This window comes from Brevibacillus sp. RS1.1, from assembly GCF_013284365.1.
Classification (GTDB): domain Bacteria; phylum Bacillota; class Bacilli; order Brevibacillales; family Brevibacillaceae; genus Brevibacillus; species Brevibacillus brevis_D.
The window spans coordinates 456,596-471,053 of record NZ_JABSVA010000001.1 but is presented as its reverse complement, the minus strand read 5'-3'; the positions used below and the strand labels follow the sequence as shown (position 1 = coordinate 471,053).

The 14,458-nt window shown below is 44.5% G+C and carries 16 protein-coding genes; 11 read left to right on the top strand and 5 right to left on the bottom strand.

Annotated elements, in window-relative coordinates; genetic code table 11:
• Window positions 1–302 precede the first annotated feature (302 nt).
• Window positions 303–1,112: an aminoglycoside phosphotransferase family protein gene (locus HP570_RS02015; RefSeq protein ID WP_173624749.1), complete on the top strand. Its 810-nt coding sequence runs from the start codon at window positions 303–305 to the stop codon at window positions 1,110–1,112.
• 557 nt (window positions 1,113–1,669) lie between these two features.
• On the opposite strand, the gene HP570_RS29860 is transcribed toward HP570_RS02015, so the two are convergent.
• Complete coding sequence (locus tag HP570_RS29860; protein WP_087346669.1) at window positions 1,670–2,641, bottom strand: globin-coupled sensor protein; 972 nt, start codon at window positions 2,639–2,641, stop codon at window positions 1,670–1,672.
• Window positions 2,642–2,933: 292 nt separating this feature from the next.
• Between HP570_RS29860 and HP570_RS02005 the strand changes: the two genes are divergently transcribed.
• From HP570_RS02005 to hfq, 5 genes are all read left to right on the top strand, one after another.
• Entirely contained in the window at window positions 2,934–3,824 is an 891-nt protein-coding gene (locus HP570_RS02005) for an alpha-amylase family protein (RefSeq protein ID WP_254494988.1), read from the top strand.
• A 15-nt stretch (window positions 3,825–3,839) separates the two neighbouring features.
• The gene (locus tag HP570_RS29440; protein ID WP_254494986.1) at window positions 3,840–4,136 is read left to right on the top strand and encodes a hypothetical protein; all 297 of its coding nucleotides are present in this window, start codon (window positions 3,840–3,842) and stop codon (window positions 4,134–4,136) included.
• 301 nt (window positions 4,137–4,437) lie between these two features.
• A complete protein-coding gene (locus HP570_RS02000; protein WP_016743401.1) occupies window positions 4,438–5,223 on the top strand; it encodes a class I SAM-dependent methyltransferase in 786 nt (261 codons plus the stop codon).
• Window positions 5,220–6,179 (top strand): tRNA (adenosine(37)-N6)-dimethylallyltransferase MiaA, encoded by a 960-nt coding sequence (gene miaA, locus HP570_RS01995; protein WP_173624748.1) that lies wholly within the window; start codon window positions 5,220–5,222, stop codon window positions 6,177–6,179. The genes HP570_RS02000 and miaA overlap by 4 nt, the downstream gene beginning before the upstream one ends.
• Before the next feature lie 29 nt (window positions 6,180–6,208).
• Window positions 6,209–6,448: an RNA chaperone Hfq gene (hfq, locus tag HP570_RS01990; protein WP_007719110.1), complete on the top strand. Its 240-nt coding sequence runs from the start codon at window positions 6,209–6,211 to the stop codon at window positions 6,446–6,448.
• A gap of 144 nt (window positions 6,449–6,592) precedes the next feature.
• Here hfq and HP570_RS01985 read toward each other — a convergent pair whose 3' ends face one another.
• The 3 genes from HP570_RS01985 to HP570_RS01975 all read right to left on the bottom strand — a co-directional run bounded on the left by HP570_RS01985 (window position 6,593) and on the right by HP570_RS01975 (window position 8,884).
• Window positions 6,593–7,024: a VOC family protein gene (locus tag HP570_RS01985; RefSeq protein ID WP_064202666.1), complete on the bottom strand. Its 432-nt coding sequence runs from the start codon at window positions 7,022–7,024 to the stop codon at window positions 6,593–6,595.
• Between the two features lie 112 nt (window positions 7,025–7,136).
• Entirely contained in the window at window positions 7,137–8,360 is a 1,224-nt protein-coding gene (locus tag HP570_RS01980) for a multidrug effflux MFS transporter (RefSeq protein WP_217364479.1), read from the bottom strand.
• 56 nt (window positions 8,361–8,416) lie between these two features.
• Entirely contained in the window at window positions 8,417–8,884 is a 468-nt protein-coding gene (locus HP570_RS01975; RefSeq protein WP_015891650.1) for a MarR family winged helix-turn-helix transcriptional regulator, read from the bottom strand.
• A 201-nt stretch (window positions 8,885–9,085) separates the two neighbouring features.
• Here HP570_RS01975 and infC point away from each other — a divergent pair, with 201 nt between their 5' ends.
• Together infC and HP570_RS01965 are read left to right on the top strand one after the other, a co-directional pair.
• Window positions 9,086–9,571 (top strand): translation initiation factor IF-3, encoded by a 486-nt coding sequence (gene infC / locus HP570_RS01970; RefSeq protein WP_016743406.1) that lies wholly within the window; start codon window positions 9,086–9,088, stop codon window positions 9,569–9,571.
• Between the two features lie 20 nt (window positions 9,572–9,591).
• Window positions 9,592–10,344 carry a DUF4184 family protein gene (locus HP570_RS01965; protein WP_173624746.1) on the top strand — a complete coding sequence of 251 codons (753 nt, stop codon included), beginning with the start codon at window positions 9,592–9,594 and terminating at the stop codon, window positions 10,342–10,344.
• A gap of 30 nt (window positions 10,345–10,374) precedes the next feature.
• Here the strand turns inward: HP570_RS01965 and HP570_RS01960 are convergent, their stop codons facing one another.
• Window positions 10,375–11,325: an AAA family ATPase gene (locus HP570_RS01960; RefSeq protein WP_041749481.1), complete on the bottom strand. Its 951-nt coding sequence runs from the start codon at window positions 11,323–11,325 to the stop codon at window positions 10,375–10,377.
• 317 nt (window positions 11,326–11,642) lie between these two features.
• Here HP570_RS01960 and HP570_RS01955 point away from each other — a divergent pair, with 317 nt between their 5' ends.
• From HP570_RS01955 to hflX, 3 genes are all read left to right on the top strand, one after another.
• Window positions 11,643–11,951 carry a hypothetical protein gene (locus HP570_RS01955; RefSeq protein ID WP_173624745.1) on the top strand — a complete coding sequence of 103 codons (309 nt, stop codon included), beginning with the start codon at window positions 11,643–11,645 and terminating at the stop codon, window positions 11,949–11,951.
• A 207-nt stretch (window positions 11,952–12,158) separates the two neighbouring features.
• Entirely contained in the window at window positions 12,159–13,076 is a 918-nt protein-coding gene (locus HP570_RS01950) for an RNA ligase family protein (protein ID WP_173624744.1), read from the top strand.
• Between the two features lie 85 nt (window positions 13,077–13,161).
• Window positions 13,162–14,454, top strand: a complete 1,293-nt coding sequence (gene hflX, locus HP570_RS01945; RefSeq protein WP_015891643.1) for a GTPase HflX — start codon at window positions 13,162–13,164, stop codon at window positions 14,452–14,454.
• The last annotated feature ends 4 nt before the right edge of the window (window positions 14,455–14,458 follow it).

Below are 14,458 nucleotides of genomic sequence, written 5' to 3'. Positions count from 1 at the left end.
TTTCTGAGTCTAACACTTAATTTCTCCGCTTCGTCCTCATGTTCAACCCTTAGTTGGTTGAAGTAGTCCTCAACCTGATTAAGGAGCGCAGCGCAGGACGACAAAGTCCTGCCGTATCTTGATAACCCTCATTCTTACGTCCCTCCTGAAAATAATAATGCCCCCTCGAAAAGGGGTCTTGGTCTGGATCACGAACTTGATATATATAAGAAATTGTAATAGATTCGCTTTTTTAAGTTAGCAGGCAGCATTCCTAATATGAAGCATAATCACAGGGAGATTTCAAAGTAGGAGATGATACATTGAAAAAGATTAGCGAGGGTCGAACAGCCGAAGTATTTGCTCAAGATCAGGAGAAGATATTAAAGCTTTATAGGGACGGATTTCCAATGGAAGCGGTGAAATATGAATATGAAGTAAATCGGATTGTGGCCTTCCTTGAAATTCCTGCTCCAAGAGCGTACGATTTGATTGACTTTGATCATAAGAAGGGTATTGTGTTTGAAAGGATTGAGGGCTCAACACTGCTTCGTATGGGTGTTCAGTTTCCTAACGAACTCAATTGCTTGACTAAAGAGTTTGCTGAACTACATTATCGCATACATAAATATGAACTTGATGTGGAACGAATTGGAGGATCATCCATCCTTAATCAGAAAGAGGTCTTGGCTCGTAACGTTCAGAACGCTTCCCAACTATCTAACGAAGTGAAGCATGAGATCATTGAATATTTGAAAAATCTACCGGATGGAAACCGTCTATGCCATGGTGATTTTCATCCAGAAAATGTTATGATCGGTGAGCGTAACTGGGTAATAGATTGGATGACAGGGATGATCGGTAATCCTGCTGGTGATGTCGCTCGAACTTTGCTATTATTCCGTTTTGGTACGCTGCCTGATGAGGCTCCAAGTAGCGTTAAAGATGCACTTGAACTGATGAGGGATAAAATAAACGGAGTATACTTGGAACAATATCTTTCATATTCTGGTCTGCAGTTCAGTGACATTGATGAGTGGATGTTACCGATTGCAGCGGCTAGACTATCGGAATGGATTCCTAACGAAGAGAAAGCACTACTGTTAAACTTAATCGAAGAACGATTGAAGTAACGAAAAACAACGGTTTTTTGATCGAGCATAAATGAAAGGGCCATCCCGCAAAAGGATGGCTCTAAAACTTGCCGTTACAGACAGCGCGGAGAACCGTATCACAAATTGAAGTTGTTATTTAACTCCCTCTAAATGATTAAGAATACTCACTCTAGCTCATGAATTCGTAGAACGGGTATCGTTAGTTCAATCAAAAAGCCGCAGTCTAGGACTTTATCTTCTGGTCGTGTCTGATACGCTCCCCATACGGTAGACTGCCGCTTTTCTTAAACATGTTAATAACATGAAAAATGCTATAGGAATATATCGTATGACACATGAGATGATTCTCTAGTACTTTAGCTATCTATCAATCAAAATAGTTACTCTAGTTTACAAGTAGCTCTTGTTTTTTCAGCAGGGCGGGGTAGAACACCAACAATAGAGGAACTATGTATCAAGACAGGTCGATCTCGCGGCGGCAATTGACAGTGTTGGAGGTTCTGGAAGCGTGAGGGGAGGAGCTACATAATAGAACACGGCCAAAGAAATAAGCTCCTTTGGCCGTTCAGAAGTAGTTAGTGTTTATTCTGAAGACGACGAGAAATTTCATCTAGTTTATGGATGATAGAAAATAATTGCTCAGAAGTAGTATCTAATTGCTCAGCGGAAACCGTTGATAATGAGACCTGTTGATCAATTTTAAGTAATTGATTGTTAATGTTCTGTAGAGATTGATAAATGTCTTTAGATGAGGCATTTGATTTATCGGCTAATTTACGTACTTCATTAGCAACAACGGTAAAGCCACGTCCGTGCTCTCCAGCTCTAGCAGCTTCAATCGCAGCATTAAGGCCTAGAAGATTGGTTTGTGTAGAAACATCTGCTACGAAGCCGCTGAGTTTCTCAATCTCCTCATTCTGCTCCTTTAACACATTCATGGAATGTGCGATCTCACCATTGTATTCATATAGTTTGGTTGCGGAGTCGGTGAAGACGGAAGAGATTCTAAGCGCTTCCTGGGTTGTAGCTGTCAATTCGACTGCCATTTGCTCCATATTTAGGCGGTAGCTTACATTTTCACGCATCGTGTCACCGATATACTGTTCAAGAATAATTGCAGAATCAAAAAAAACTCTTTTGAAAAGAGCCTGAAAAAATGCAGCTGGGTTTTCTAGCGATTGAATTCTTTCTGAAAAAAGACGTAAATACAGTGAGTATCCACCCAAAAACCAAGAAGCAGACAATCCAATTCTCGCATGGGTTGTTCCGATTCGTTTTCGGCTGTTTACATATTCTTCATCAATAACATGAGAAGAAAGTGTTTCGATATACCAAATCTGCATGTTCTTTAATTGGTCCATTGTTACATTTGTACGAATCAATTGATCCAAGTTAGGATGTTTTTCCAATTCTTCATAAAAACAATCTACGATTTCTTTTGAGTGAGTGCTGAAGAACTCTTTGTGTGAATACAAGAGGTCTAAGTCTTCTTTTGTTAGGCCGTAGAACACCCTAAGTGAATTCCATTTATTATCCAGTGCAATCATGATGCCAACCCCTATTTTCTTTATATGTAATGTAAAACTCTTTCAGATTCTAACAAAAATAAAATGCTAAATAATAATAAAATGTTAAATAAAAATGAAATATTTATGAACTATATACTGATTCGATAAATATGAGATGTTGAAGAAGGGTGTATCCCTGCAACTAAGAACATGGAAGATGTATGGGATTTGGGGGGATTTGTTCGGGGTATTATTCAGATAATTCTAAAATTTGAATTGATTTTAGGCAAACACTGACTTATGATTACTTGCAAAAACGAGGTGAAACAAAATGAGTTCATCACGCCAAACCGGGATGTTTATCTATCCGTGGGATATAGCCGAAAGTGGTATCGAGGCTGTGATGCAAACATTGCAAGAAGCCAGATGTAATACAGCGGTGGTCAATAGCAGCTACCATCAGGGGAGATTTTTTCACCCGCGAAGCAAAACGTTTCGCAGGCTGCCGTTTTCAGGGGTATCGTTTACGCCTGAATGGTCAAAGTACAACCGTTTGCGCCCGACTGTACACGAGTCAATCGCACAAGCAGACATTCTTGGCAAAATGAAGGAAGCTTGTGAGCAGGCAGGGATGGGGTTTCATACTTGGTGGGTTGGCCTTCACAATTCTACACTTGGTTTGGCTTACCCAGATCTTTGTGTGCAAAACATTTGGAGGGATACATACACATATGCACTATGTCCATCGCAGCCTGAGGTTCAGCATTACGCCAAGGCCCTTTTTACCGATACGCTAGAGCAGGTCAAGCCAGAGCGGATTTTGATCGAAGCGACTGCCTTTTTGCCGATGAAGCATGGCGAGCATCATGAAGTATGTCTCTTACCGTTAGGAGAATCGCTGCAATGGTTACTCTCGCTCTGTTTTTGCGGGGCATGTACGGAGCGTGCCGAATTGCAGCGAATCGATGTCGGAGCAGTTCGACAGCTTGTATCAAGGCTAGTCAGTCAGATGGTGGATGCCGATTCTCACTCGCAAGTATCCGCTGAAGCGAGAGAAGTTGCCTTTTTGCTGCTGGAATACCCGGAATTGTATCACTATCAGCAATCTCGTCTGGAAGCGGTAGATCAGTTATGGAGGAGCCTGAGGGAGATCGCACAGAGTCTGGGGACTGCGTTGGATGGCTTTCCGTCCTCGACACCATTTTTAGTGAATCAGTCATAGTGGGAAGGGGTTTCTTTGCGAAAAGCAGCGGCTACTCTCGATCGTGTCGTGCCGCTCGCCTATGGAGACAGTGTCGGTGATGTGGCCTACACATTCCATGCAATCAAGCTGGTAGCACCAGAAGCTACGTTGGGAGCCGCTTTTTCCCTGCACCATAACCAAATCCAGTCAGCAGTCGAGTTGGCAGCGAGGGTGAAAACAGCGGTGGACGCAGGCGCTCAATCGATTGTTTATTACAACCTCGGTCTGTTAAATAACCGCAGGCTGAACTGGATCAAACAGGCAAACCTTGCCGTTGAGGAGTGGAGGTAACTTTTTCATTCACTTGGCGTATACCCCTATGCAACAAGGCCCACGGAACTTCGCGGGTCTTTTTTACTTGGGTGAAGCTGATGGACTGAAAATCATACTACAGTCCGACGCGCTTTCATAAAAAATGGTATGATTGTCATAGCGAACAGGAAAAAAGTTTGGTTCAGATTCTATTTGACCGGCAAATTAATCCTGCTTACAATAATATGATCGTTACCGTTTATGTAAAAACCGTCGAGTCGTTTTTCTGGAACAGCAGTTCTGATCAAAAGGGCGAAGACGTAAGGAAGGGAACAAAGGCGTGATTGTTACGACAGGACTTGAGCCTGGTGAAGAAACCTTGCGTCACGCAGCTGAATTGGCTAGTACATTGGGGCTACAAGTTGTGAATCGACGCGATTTTTCATTGGGTCAAATGCGCAAGCGATATGGGGTAGAAGAAGTGTTGGTGGTTTCCGCTCTCGGAGCACGTCTGGAAGTACCGGGGAAAAAACCATTCTTTTTTCATCCGAACACATCTGCTTTTCGTATAAAGCGGCTCATGCGCGGCGATACTGATACTATGCTTGTTGCTTGCCAAATTCATCCAGGGGATAAAGTGCTGGACGCCACCTTGGGTTTGGGTGCTGATGCGATTGTGTTTTCTCATGCGACTGGTGCAAATGGGAAAGTTGTTGGCATCGAATCTGAGCGATTGCTAGCCATCTTGGTAGAAGATGGACTGCGGCACTGGTCATCCGATGCGGAAGAATTGGAGCAAGCGATGCGTCGTATTGAGGTACGATGTGGCAACCATCTAGAAGTACTGAGAGGACTGCCCGCCCGTTCCTTCGACGTCGTTTATTTCGATCCTATGTTCGAGATAACTGTACAAAGCTCATCGGGGATCGCTGGAGTCCGTGAGCTCGCCAATCCAGAGGCTCTTTCCGAGGAGGCTGTTTTGGAAGCGCAGCGTGTTGCGAGAAAACGTGTGGTAATGAAAGAAGGAAAAGAAGGTAGGATGTACGAGCGCTTTGGCTTTACGCCGTTTCGCTCCCGCGGCCAGCAGGTCGTGTACAGCTACAAAGAGATAGGTGGAGGGGAGTGACCTTGCAACAGAGAGAAAGGCTAGTTGTAATTATTGGCCCAACAGCGGTCGGCAAAACCCAGCTTAGTCTGGAGCTGGCCGAACAGTTCGACGGTGAGATTATTTCCGGTGATTCCATGCAAGTTTACCGTGGGATGGATATTGGCACCGCAAAAGCAGAACCTGAGGAGCTTGCGAGCATACCGCATCACCTCATTGATATTAAAAATCCAGACGAGGAATACTCTGTTGCGATGTTTCAGGAAAGTGCCGCAGGGTTGATTTCAGACATCAACCAACGTGGCAGACTTCCGTTTATCGTCGGCGGGACAGGTCTGTACATAGAATCGGTTACTCATCGATTTCAGTTTTCCACCACTTCTCAAGACCCTGAGCTGCGTGATCGACTGCAAAGATTGGCTGACAGTGAAGGTGTGGAAGCACTACACGCCCGATTGGCCGATGTCGATCCGATTACAGCCGAACGATTGCATCCCAATGATGTAAAGCGGGTGATTCGCGCATTGGAGATTTATGAAAGCAGCGGGTACAAAATGTCCGACTTTCAGCTCCGGGCGAAGCATTCACCCTATGATTTGGTGATGATTGGTCTCACGATGGACCGCGCAAAGCTGTATGAACGAATCAACCACCGGGTCGAACTCATGATCGAAGCGGGACTGGTTGAGGAAGTGAGGGGGCTCTTGGATGCTGGTTACGACGCGTCACTGGTCTCTATGCAAGGCTTAGGGTATAAGGAGCTCATCCCTTACCTGTATGGAGAAATCACGCTAGAAAAAGCGATGAACGACATACAGCAGCGAACGCGACATTTTGCCAAACGCCAGCTTTCCTGGTTCCGGCGCATGGAAGAAATTCATTGGTTTGACATGACCGATTCAGCCGAACAGAGGAATAACGTGGAAACTATCAAGCGAATATTGGCAGGAAAGTTTCAACAATTGCCGAATATATAACATACAAGTCCTTTTAGGGGGTAGTGTACATGAAACAGACGATCAACATTCAAGATACGTTCTTGAATCATTTGCGGAAAGAAAACATCGCGGTTACCATTTACCTTGTGAATGGATTTCAATTGCGCGGGTATATTAAAGCATTCGATAATTTCACGATTGTGATTGATAGCGAAGGCAAGCAACAATTAGTATACAAGCATGCGATCTCCACTTTCACTCCGCAACGCCCTGTATCACTCATGTCTCAGGAGAACAACCAACAGTAAGCAAAGCAACACCAACAGCCAGGATACATGTGATCCTGGTTCTTTTTTATGATCTGGCCCGAGTGTTGGAAATACCATCAACGTCCAAATCCAAAGTATCAATAAAAAAGCCCTGTCGCCGTTGAAGCGAACAGGGCTTTCACATTACTCCATGCAATGATTATTCGTGTAAATTTGGAACGTGATGCCGAACTTGTCCTTCACATTGCCGTATGCTGGGCTGAAGAACGTTTCTTGCAGAGGCATAATCACTTGACCGCCTTCTTGCAGGGCATTAAAAATCTTATGAGATTGTTCTTTATCATCGGTCGAGATGCAGATGGTCACTTGATCCCCAGGCTGATGCGGTTGACCTGGAAAGGTATCGGAAAACATCATTTCAGTTTCACCGACGCGAATAGTAGCATGCCCGATACGATTCTTGGCTTCTGCAGGTAATGGGAACTCCGGATTTTCCGGCATTTCACCGAAGGTTTGCTTGAATAGCACTTCAGCACCTAGCGCACCCTCGTAAAAGCTGATCGCTTCACTTGCAGTACCGTCCAAAACGATGTAAGGAATCAAACGCAATGCCATGTGTCAACATCTCCCTTGGTTTTCATATGACCAACTTGTCAAATCCACTTACTATTATTGCCCATAATTTGATTGTAATACACAGAACGTATGTTTGCAATAGGGGAATTGATCAGGATGCTGAAGAACTCCGGCGAACCATGACTACGTAACAGACAATGGCGCCGATTGTAGAAAGCGCAATGATGATCCCCATTGGTACTGCTGTATGTTCGCCACCGATTCCCACAAGTGGCGCGACAATTCCACCGCTAATGAAGGAAAGTAGCCCCTGGAGAGCAGATGCACTTCCTGCCGCCTTGCTTTGATTTTGCATGGCAAGGGAAAAGCCTGTCGCGCCCACAATCCCTACACTGGATACGACAAAGAATAGGGGAACGAGCACAGCAATAAGCCCAGCTTGTAGGAGAATCATTGCCAGAAGGAGAATTCCGCCGACTCCCGCAATGGTAATCCCGACAATGAACAAGGAAGTTTCTTTCACTTTACCTGCCAGCTTCCCAGTGATTTGACTCGCAATAATAATGCCGACACCATTAATCGCGAAAATCAGACTAAACGTTTGTGGAGACACTTCAAATATTTTTTGAAACACAAACGGCGAACCGGCGATGTAGGCAAACATAGCGGCAGTCACCAGCCCCTGCGCCATGGCGTAACCCATGAAAACGCGATCCTTCAGCAAGGTACCAAAGGTCGCCAGTGTATTGCCGATTCCTGCCTTGGAGCGGCGATCTAGTGGCAATGTTTCTGGAAGAGCGAGCAGCACGACGAGAAACATGATAGCGCCAATCAGACCCAGTACGACAAACACGCCGTGCCAGGTCGTAAATTCCAGGATTTGTCCCCCTACGATAGGTGCCGCAATCGGAGCGATCCCGTTAATGAGCATCAAGAGAGCGAAAAACTTCGTCAGTTCTGTCCCTGCGTACAAATCGCGAACCGTAGCGCGGGCGATAACAATTCCAGCAGAACCAGCAAGACCTTGTACGAAGCGAAGTAAGACGAACGTATAAATAGAGGGAGCTACCGCACACAAAAAGGAAGAGACCGCATACAAAATGAGTCCAATAATCAAAGGGATTCTTCGACCACGTACGTCGCTGATCGGTCCTGCGAATAATTGACCGATGGACAGGCCGAGCATGCATGCTGTCAAACTAAGCTGGGTCATGGAGGTGCTCGTCTGCAAATCATCGGCAAGCATAGGGAGTGCAGGTAAATACATATCTAAGGACAGTGGGCCAAAGGCAGAAAGCGATCCTAGAATCGCAGCCATCCACAGCCGTCGTGATTTGTTGCCAGTCAGAGAAGAGGGATCAAGTTCTTTTGCCATATGATTCACGATAAGTTGTCAAACCTTTCTCATTGTTTTTCCAGGAAAAAAGCTATTTACAGCTCAGAAGTGGGTTGCGTATTTTGCAAGTAATAAGCTTGAAGGTTGCTGTGCATGCGATCGAGCAAGCCGCGCAACACATCCTTTTCTTCCTCTGAGAATCCGATGAAGCAGTTTTCCTCAATGACGCGTAATACTTCTTTGACATGCTTGGTAGCCATCCGACCTTTGTCGGTAAGATAAACACGGGAGATACGTTGGTCGCGTTCGTCTTCTCTACGCTCGACAAGTCCCGATTTGGCCATCCGATTAATCATGACGGTAAGCGTAGCGGGCTTTACCCCGATTTTTCGGGCCAATTCGCTTTGAATCATTCCATCCTTTTCAATCAAGCGCATCAAGAGAATGGGCTGGCCGGGATAGACGTCGTATTTTTGAATCAGAAACTCTACATTTTGCCGATGCATTTTCATTACATGAGATGCAGAATGGGTTAATGCGGTTGCATAACTGAACTCCACCAAAGTACCCCCAATGAATTAGTGTGCTAACGAATATTCTGTGAAAGACGCCCGTAAGTTCATGCCTTGTCCTATTATACAAAAAACGATTGGACTTCGTCATGAAAATGATTTGCATGTACGAGCTTTAGAAGGATACGCAGCATTCTTTGGAGAAGTAATCATGTCCTTGAAAATCGAAAGAACAGGTTAGGTGAGATCAAGATGATCCTGAACGAAAAAATAAAAGCGGCTGTCGTGCATGTAACAGGAGTAAACGGGGAAGATCTCGGAATCATCTCCACAAAAGAAGCGCTACAAATGGCAAAAGACCAGGGAGTGGACCTCGTCTGTCTTTCTTTGGCTTCAAGTCCGCCGCCTTGTCAGTTAGTGAATCGAACGAACTATAAGGAACAGGTTATCCAGGAAAACGCCAAAAACCGGAAAGCTGAAAAAGGCGTAAAAATAAAAGAAATTCGTCTAAGTGCCTACATTGAAGACCATGATTACGATACGAAAAAAAGACAGGCAGAACGAATTCTTTCATCCGGAGATGCCGTGCAGCTGACTGTAAAATTGGAAAAAAAGGAAAGTCAGGAAGCCAAGCGATTAATTGAGCAGCTCATCAAAGATCTGGCTCATTGCGGAAAACAGGATAAAGGGATTCAAGTAAGCGGCAAGCAGGTAGTTGCCAATCTATTGCCGCTCTAATCAAGAAAAGGAGTAAGCACATGCCTTTTACTTTTGCTCATCCGGCTATTGTACTACCGTTACGCAAATGCAAGTGGTTTTCATTCTCTGCCCTTGTTTTTGGCAGTATGGCACCCGATTTTGAGTATTTTTTCCGGATGCAGCCATTCAGCGTGTACAGTCACACCATGCTCGGTTTATGGCTGGTTGATTTGCCCATCGCGATCCTATTAGCGCTTTTGTACGGGTACGTGGTCAAAAAGCCGATGCTTGCACGGTTGCCAGAGTGGATGGGGCGAGGGCTGGACTACACAAACAAGGGAAGCAGAATGCCAGCGTGGAAAATGGCAATTGTATTTGTATACTCCGCGATAATCGGCAGTTTGAGTCATATCGCATGGGACGCCTTCACGCATGACGGTGGTCGTATGGTTGACCACTTCTTGTTCTTGCAACAATCCATCTCGTTCGCTTATTATCACGTGCCCGTTTACAAGCTGCTACAGCACAGTAGTACCCTTTTCGGCGGCTTGGCCATATTGTATGTGATTGGGCGAAGAGCGCGGAAAAACAGACAGATCGTCATGAGACAGGTACCTGTCTTGGAAAAATGGTTGTTCTGGTTCGGAGTGGGGTTATTTGGGATCGTGACGGTCTTTTTACACGCATTTGTGGTAAAAGGAATTTCACCCCTCATCCATCCTTTGCAGCAAGTTGTCCCGTTTCTCTCGGGATCACTGCTTGGAATCGTGGTGCTTTGCTTCGCTTTGGACAAGCTCGGATTGAAAAAGTAGAATCCCTCAATATGAGGGATTTTATTGTCTTTAAATGGAAAAATCCTCAGACTTCAAATTCATTAAATCATCACGGGTTGGGTCAGGAATTTTGAGCAATCTAACGGCTTGCACACGTATTGCCTTTTCTATATTATTTCGTACATATCTTGCATTACTGAAATTTACTTGAAACGGATCACTCGTTACTGTTAGCAATCTTCTTCTCAGTTTTTCACTTGCTTCAGCAGAGATTCTATACTCCTTGTTCTTTGCCATTACGTTCGCAATTTCCATCAACTCATCCACCTCATAATCAGCAAAGTTGATGTGGACGGGAAAACGTGAAGGCAGTCCCGGATTTAACTCAAGAAATGTATCGATTTCATCGTTGTACCCAGCAATGATACAGACGAAATCATTGCCGAAGTCCTCAAGGCATTTTGTAAGGCAATCTACAGCCTCTTTCCCAAAGTCTTTTTCGCCACCGCGAGCTAAAGAGTAGGCCTCATCGATAAACAGTATTCCTCCCATGGCTTTCTTAACAAGATCACGGGTCTTTTGTGCCGTGTGCCCAATAAATTCACCAACGAGGTCTGCACGTTCAACTTCAGTTAGGTGGCCCTTCGTTAAAACACCCATTTCCTTAAAAATCTTTCCGAAAAGGCGTGCAATTGTTGTTTTCCCAGTACCGGGATTTCCTTTAAAAACCATATGAAAAACTTGCTTCTCAATTTTAAGCCCGTGTCGTTCCCTTGCTTTATTCATTTTGATGAGCGCATAAATTTCATAAATCGTTTTCTTGGCTTCATGTAAACCAATCAGGCTTTCTAGTTCTTCAAAAACAGTTGTTAAATTTGAACTCGACGTGGTACGAACTATTTCAGGTAAAGTATTTAGCTGTTTAACACTTACTGGACGATTGAATACAACTTGAATTCGATTATTGCTACTTGAAGATTCGAGCACCTCAGTTTGAGGAATGGCTCCTGCTTGCTTCACATGTTTCACCTGCCTTGACCATCATACAGAAAGTATACTCAGGAACATCGGAAAACCTGCCAATTTTTATGCGAGAGATCGAATTGGAAAAGTCACTGGGCGAAATTGGATGTGCTCATTAAAATAAGAAAGGCACCTGATAAACAAGTGCCTTGGGAAACTACTTGATTGCATCTAGAAGATCGTCTTCCTTAATGGAAGGAAGTGCTTCTGATTCAGAAATGCTTTCAAATTTTTTCCGGAAGTAATGGTGATGAAACAGGATATCAAGTTATTGGAGTGGTTTGTAGGCGTGTGTTAGCAAGGAGGTAAATCCTATGAAGAAAATAATAGAATACTTGATGATATACTCGCTCTCTGGGACTTTCTTGTTTTTCGGAGAAGTATTTGTTTATATGCTAGGTGATGAACATGCATTTGGAGATTCTGCGCCTGTTTATTTTAGTTGTTTTCTATATTACATTGTGACGCTTTCTATCATTTATCTTGGTGTCAAAAGGTTGGGGTTAAATAATCGTAGTAAGACAAATAAAGCACTGGATATCACCATATTTATTATCTATGTCACTCTAGTATATTTGATTGCAAATACGTTTATCTCAAAATACGTTGTCTACTTTGTGTAGACATCTTGAGAAGTAGATATTATTCTGCAAATTAATGCACAAACGGGAGAAGTGAGTCATTTAACCAAAGAGGAAAGGTAAACGACCATTACTCCGTGATGAAGAGTGATGGTCGTTCTGTTTTCTTCAAGGAATCCCATTCAAAATTCCATAATATGATATAATCTTCCAAAATAAAGGGCTTTATCAAACATGCGGAGGATTCAGATGGAACAAAAGAAGTATACGGACGTCATACGTCTCGGACATCAAACGACAGAAGATATATTTAACGAAGGGAATTTCATTATCATTCAAGAAAAGCTTGACGGGGCGAATGCAAGCTTTCGATACGATGAAGAAACGAACAACATCCGGGCATTCTCTCGAAATATGGAATTACACGAGGAAGAGAATTTGCATGGCTTTTTTCAGTGGACACAACAGCTCGCAAAAGAGGAAATTGTGGCGGGCATGGTTTATTTCGGAGAGTGGTTGAATCCGCATAAAATTAAATATCCTCAGTATGAAAAGCAGTTCTTTTTATTTGATATGTACGATACTGTAGCCTGCGAATATGTGGATTTCGCTATCGTGGAAAGGAAGGCGCAGCGACTTGGCTTGCATCTAGTACCGGTCTTTTATCAGGGGGAATACCAAGGAGAAGAGCATCTCAAATCGTTTGTCGGCAAAACAGCGCTAGGTGGCAGGCTCCGGGATGAAGAAATCGGTGAGGGCATTGTCGTGAAAAATGCCGATTACCGGGATCGCTTTGGGCGACAGTTATTTGTTAAGATCGTCACAGATGTATTTAGTGAAGTCAAACGTCTAAAGCCACCGAAAGACCCGAATCAACCGAAGTCAGGAGAAGTGTTGTTCGTAGAGCAGTATGTAACGCGCGCACGCGTGGAAAAGTTTCTTTACAAATTAATTGACGAAGGTGTACTGGAAGAGACCTTTGGTGTAAAAGACATGGGGGCTATCCTGAAAAATCTGAATCTCCGCATTCAAGAAGATCTCTTCAAGGAAGAGGCGGATTCCCTGCCTGATGGATACGATGAGAAGGAGCTCCGCAAAGCGATTAGCAAAGTGATTCCGCTTTTCGTCAAGGAGCTTTTCTCAGAGAAAGCGCCAGGTAACCCATGATACAAGTTGATTTCAGTTGGCGTGCCCCGCTGTCGTAACGTTTTGGGCAAAATGTGGTATGATAATCAGGAAGGGGCGTGAATCGGTGAACGATCTGATCAAAACGCAAGAAACAGCCATACTGGTTGGTTGCTATTTAGATAACCGGGATGAAGAAAGAACTCGTCTTTCCATGGAAGAATTGCATGAGCTGGCCGATACTGCTGGTGTAGAAGTACTGGACGTCATCACGCAAAATCGGGACCGGGTTGATTCTGCCTGGTATTTGGGGACAGGAAAAATTGATGAAATCGCGCAGAGGGCTGAAGAGCTGGATGTAGACGTCATCATTTTCAACGATGAGTTGTCTCCGAGCCAGACTCGTAATTTGGATAAAGTATTTGATTGCAAAGTGATTGATCGCACACAGCTCATTTTGGATATTTTTGCAGGACGTGCACAGTCTCGTGAAGGGAAAATTCAGGTAGAGCTGGCTCAGTACAACTACTTGCTGCCGCGGCTTGCCGGGCAAGGGAAGCAGCTTTCCCGTCTCGGAGGCGGTATCGGTACGCGTGGTCCAGGTGAAACCAAGCTGGAAAGCGACCGTCGCCATATTCGGAAGCGGATCAGTGAGCTCAAACAGCAATTAGAGGATACCGTTCGGACGAGACAGTTGCATCGGGAGCGTCGGAAGAAAAACAATGTGTTCCAGATTGCGTTAGTCGGCTATACGAACGCTGGGAAGTCGACGATCCTCAACAAGCTTACGAATGCAAACACATTGCAGGAAGACAAACTGTTTGCCACTTTGGACCCGACGACCAGGCAATTGGAGCTGCCGAGCGGACTGGATGTGCTATTGACGGATACGGTTGGTTTTATTCAAGACTTGCCAACGAGTCTAGTCGCTGCATTCCGTTCGACGCTGGAAGGCGTTAAGGAAGCAGACCTCATCCTGCATGTGGTGGATAGTCATCACCCTGATTTCCAAGTACACATGGAAGTTGTAGACAAGATTTTGCGCGAGCTAAAAGCAGAAGAAATTCCGCATTTAGTCGTTTTCAACAAGGCAGATATGCTTACAGAGGGTTCTTACTTGCCGCGTGCAGATGAATCGATTTTGATTTCTGCCATGCGGGAAGATGACCTGAAGCAACTGCTTACCCGGATTGAGTCATTTGCACTTCAATCTTTCAATGCGATGAAACTGCGCGTTCCCGTCGAACGTGGAGACATTCTCTCCCTTTTGCATCGGGATGGGGTAGAGATGGAACAAGAATTTAATGAAGAGGAAGCGGCCTACTTGATCACCGTCCGCGTGAACAAGGATAATCCGATATACGGCAGGATTGCTCCATTCCTCCTGGATAAACCAGAGACTGTTGAAGAGAGTTGGTAAGTAA

Bases quoted from the DNA above. Each gene is read 5' to 3' on its own strand.
- HP570_RS29860 (WP_087346669.1), bottom strand. From the start codon at position 2,641: ATGATTGCACTGGATAATAAATGGAATTCACTTAGGGTGTTCTACGGC.
- HP570_RS02005 (WP_254494988.1), top strand. From the start codon at position 2,934: ATGAGTTCATCACGCCAAACCGGGATGTTTATCTATCCGTGGGATATA.
- hfq (WP_007719110.1), top strand. From the start codon at position 6,209: ATGAAACAGACGATCAACATTCAAGATACGTTCTTGAATCATTTGCGG.
- HP570_RS01985 (WP_064202666.1), bottom strand. From the start codon at position 7,024: ATGGCATTGCGTTTGATTCCTTACATCGTTTTGGACGGTACTGCAAGT.
- HP570_RS01980 (WP_217364479.1), bottom strand. From the start codon at position 8,360: ATGGCAAAAGAACTTGATCCCTCTTCTCTGACTGGCAACAAATCACGA.
- infC (WP_016743406.1), top strand. From the start codon at position 9,086: ATGATCCTGAACGAAAAAATAAAAGCGGCTGTCGTGCATGTAACAGGA.
- HP570_RS01965 (WP_173624746.1), top strand. From the start codon at position 9,592: ATGCCTTTTACTTTTGCTCATCCGGCTATTGTACTACCGTTACGCAAA.
- HP570_RS01955 (WP_173624745.1), top strand. From the start codon at position 11,643: ATGAAGAAAATAATAGAATACTTGATGATATACTCGCTCTCTGGGACT.
- HP570_RS01950 (WP_173624744.1), top strand. From the start codon at position 12,159: ATGGAACAAAAGAAGTATACGGACGTCATACGTCTCGGACATCAAACG.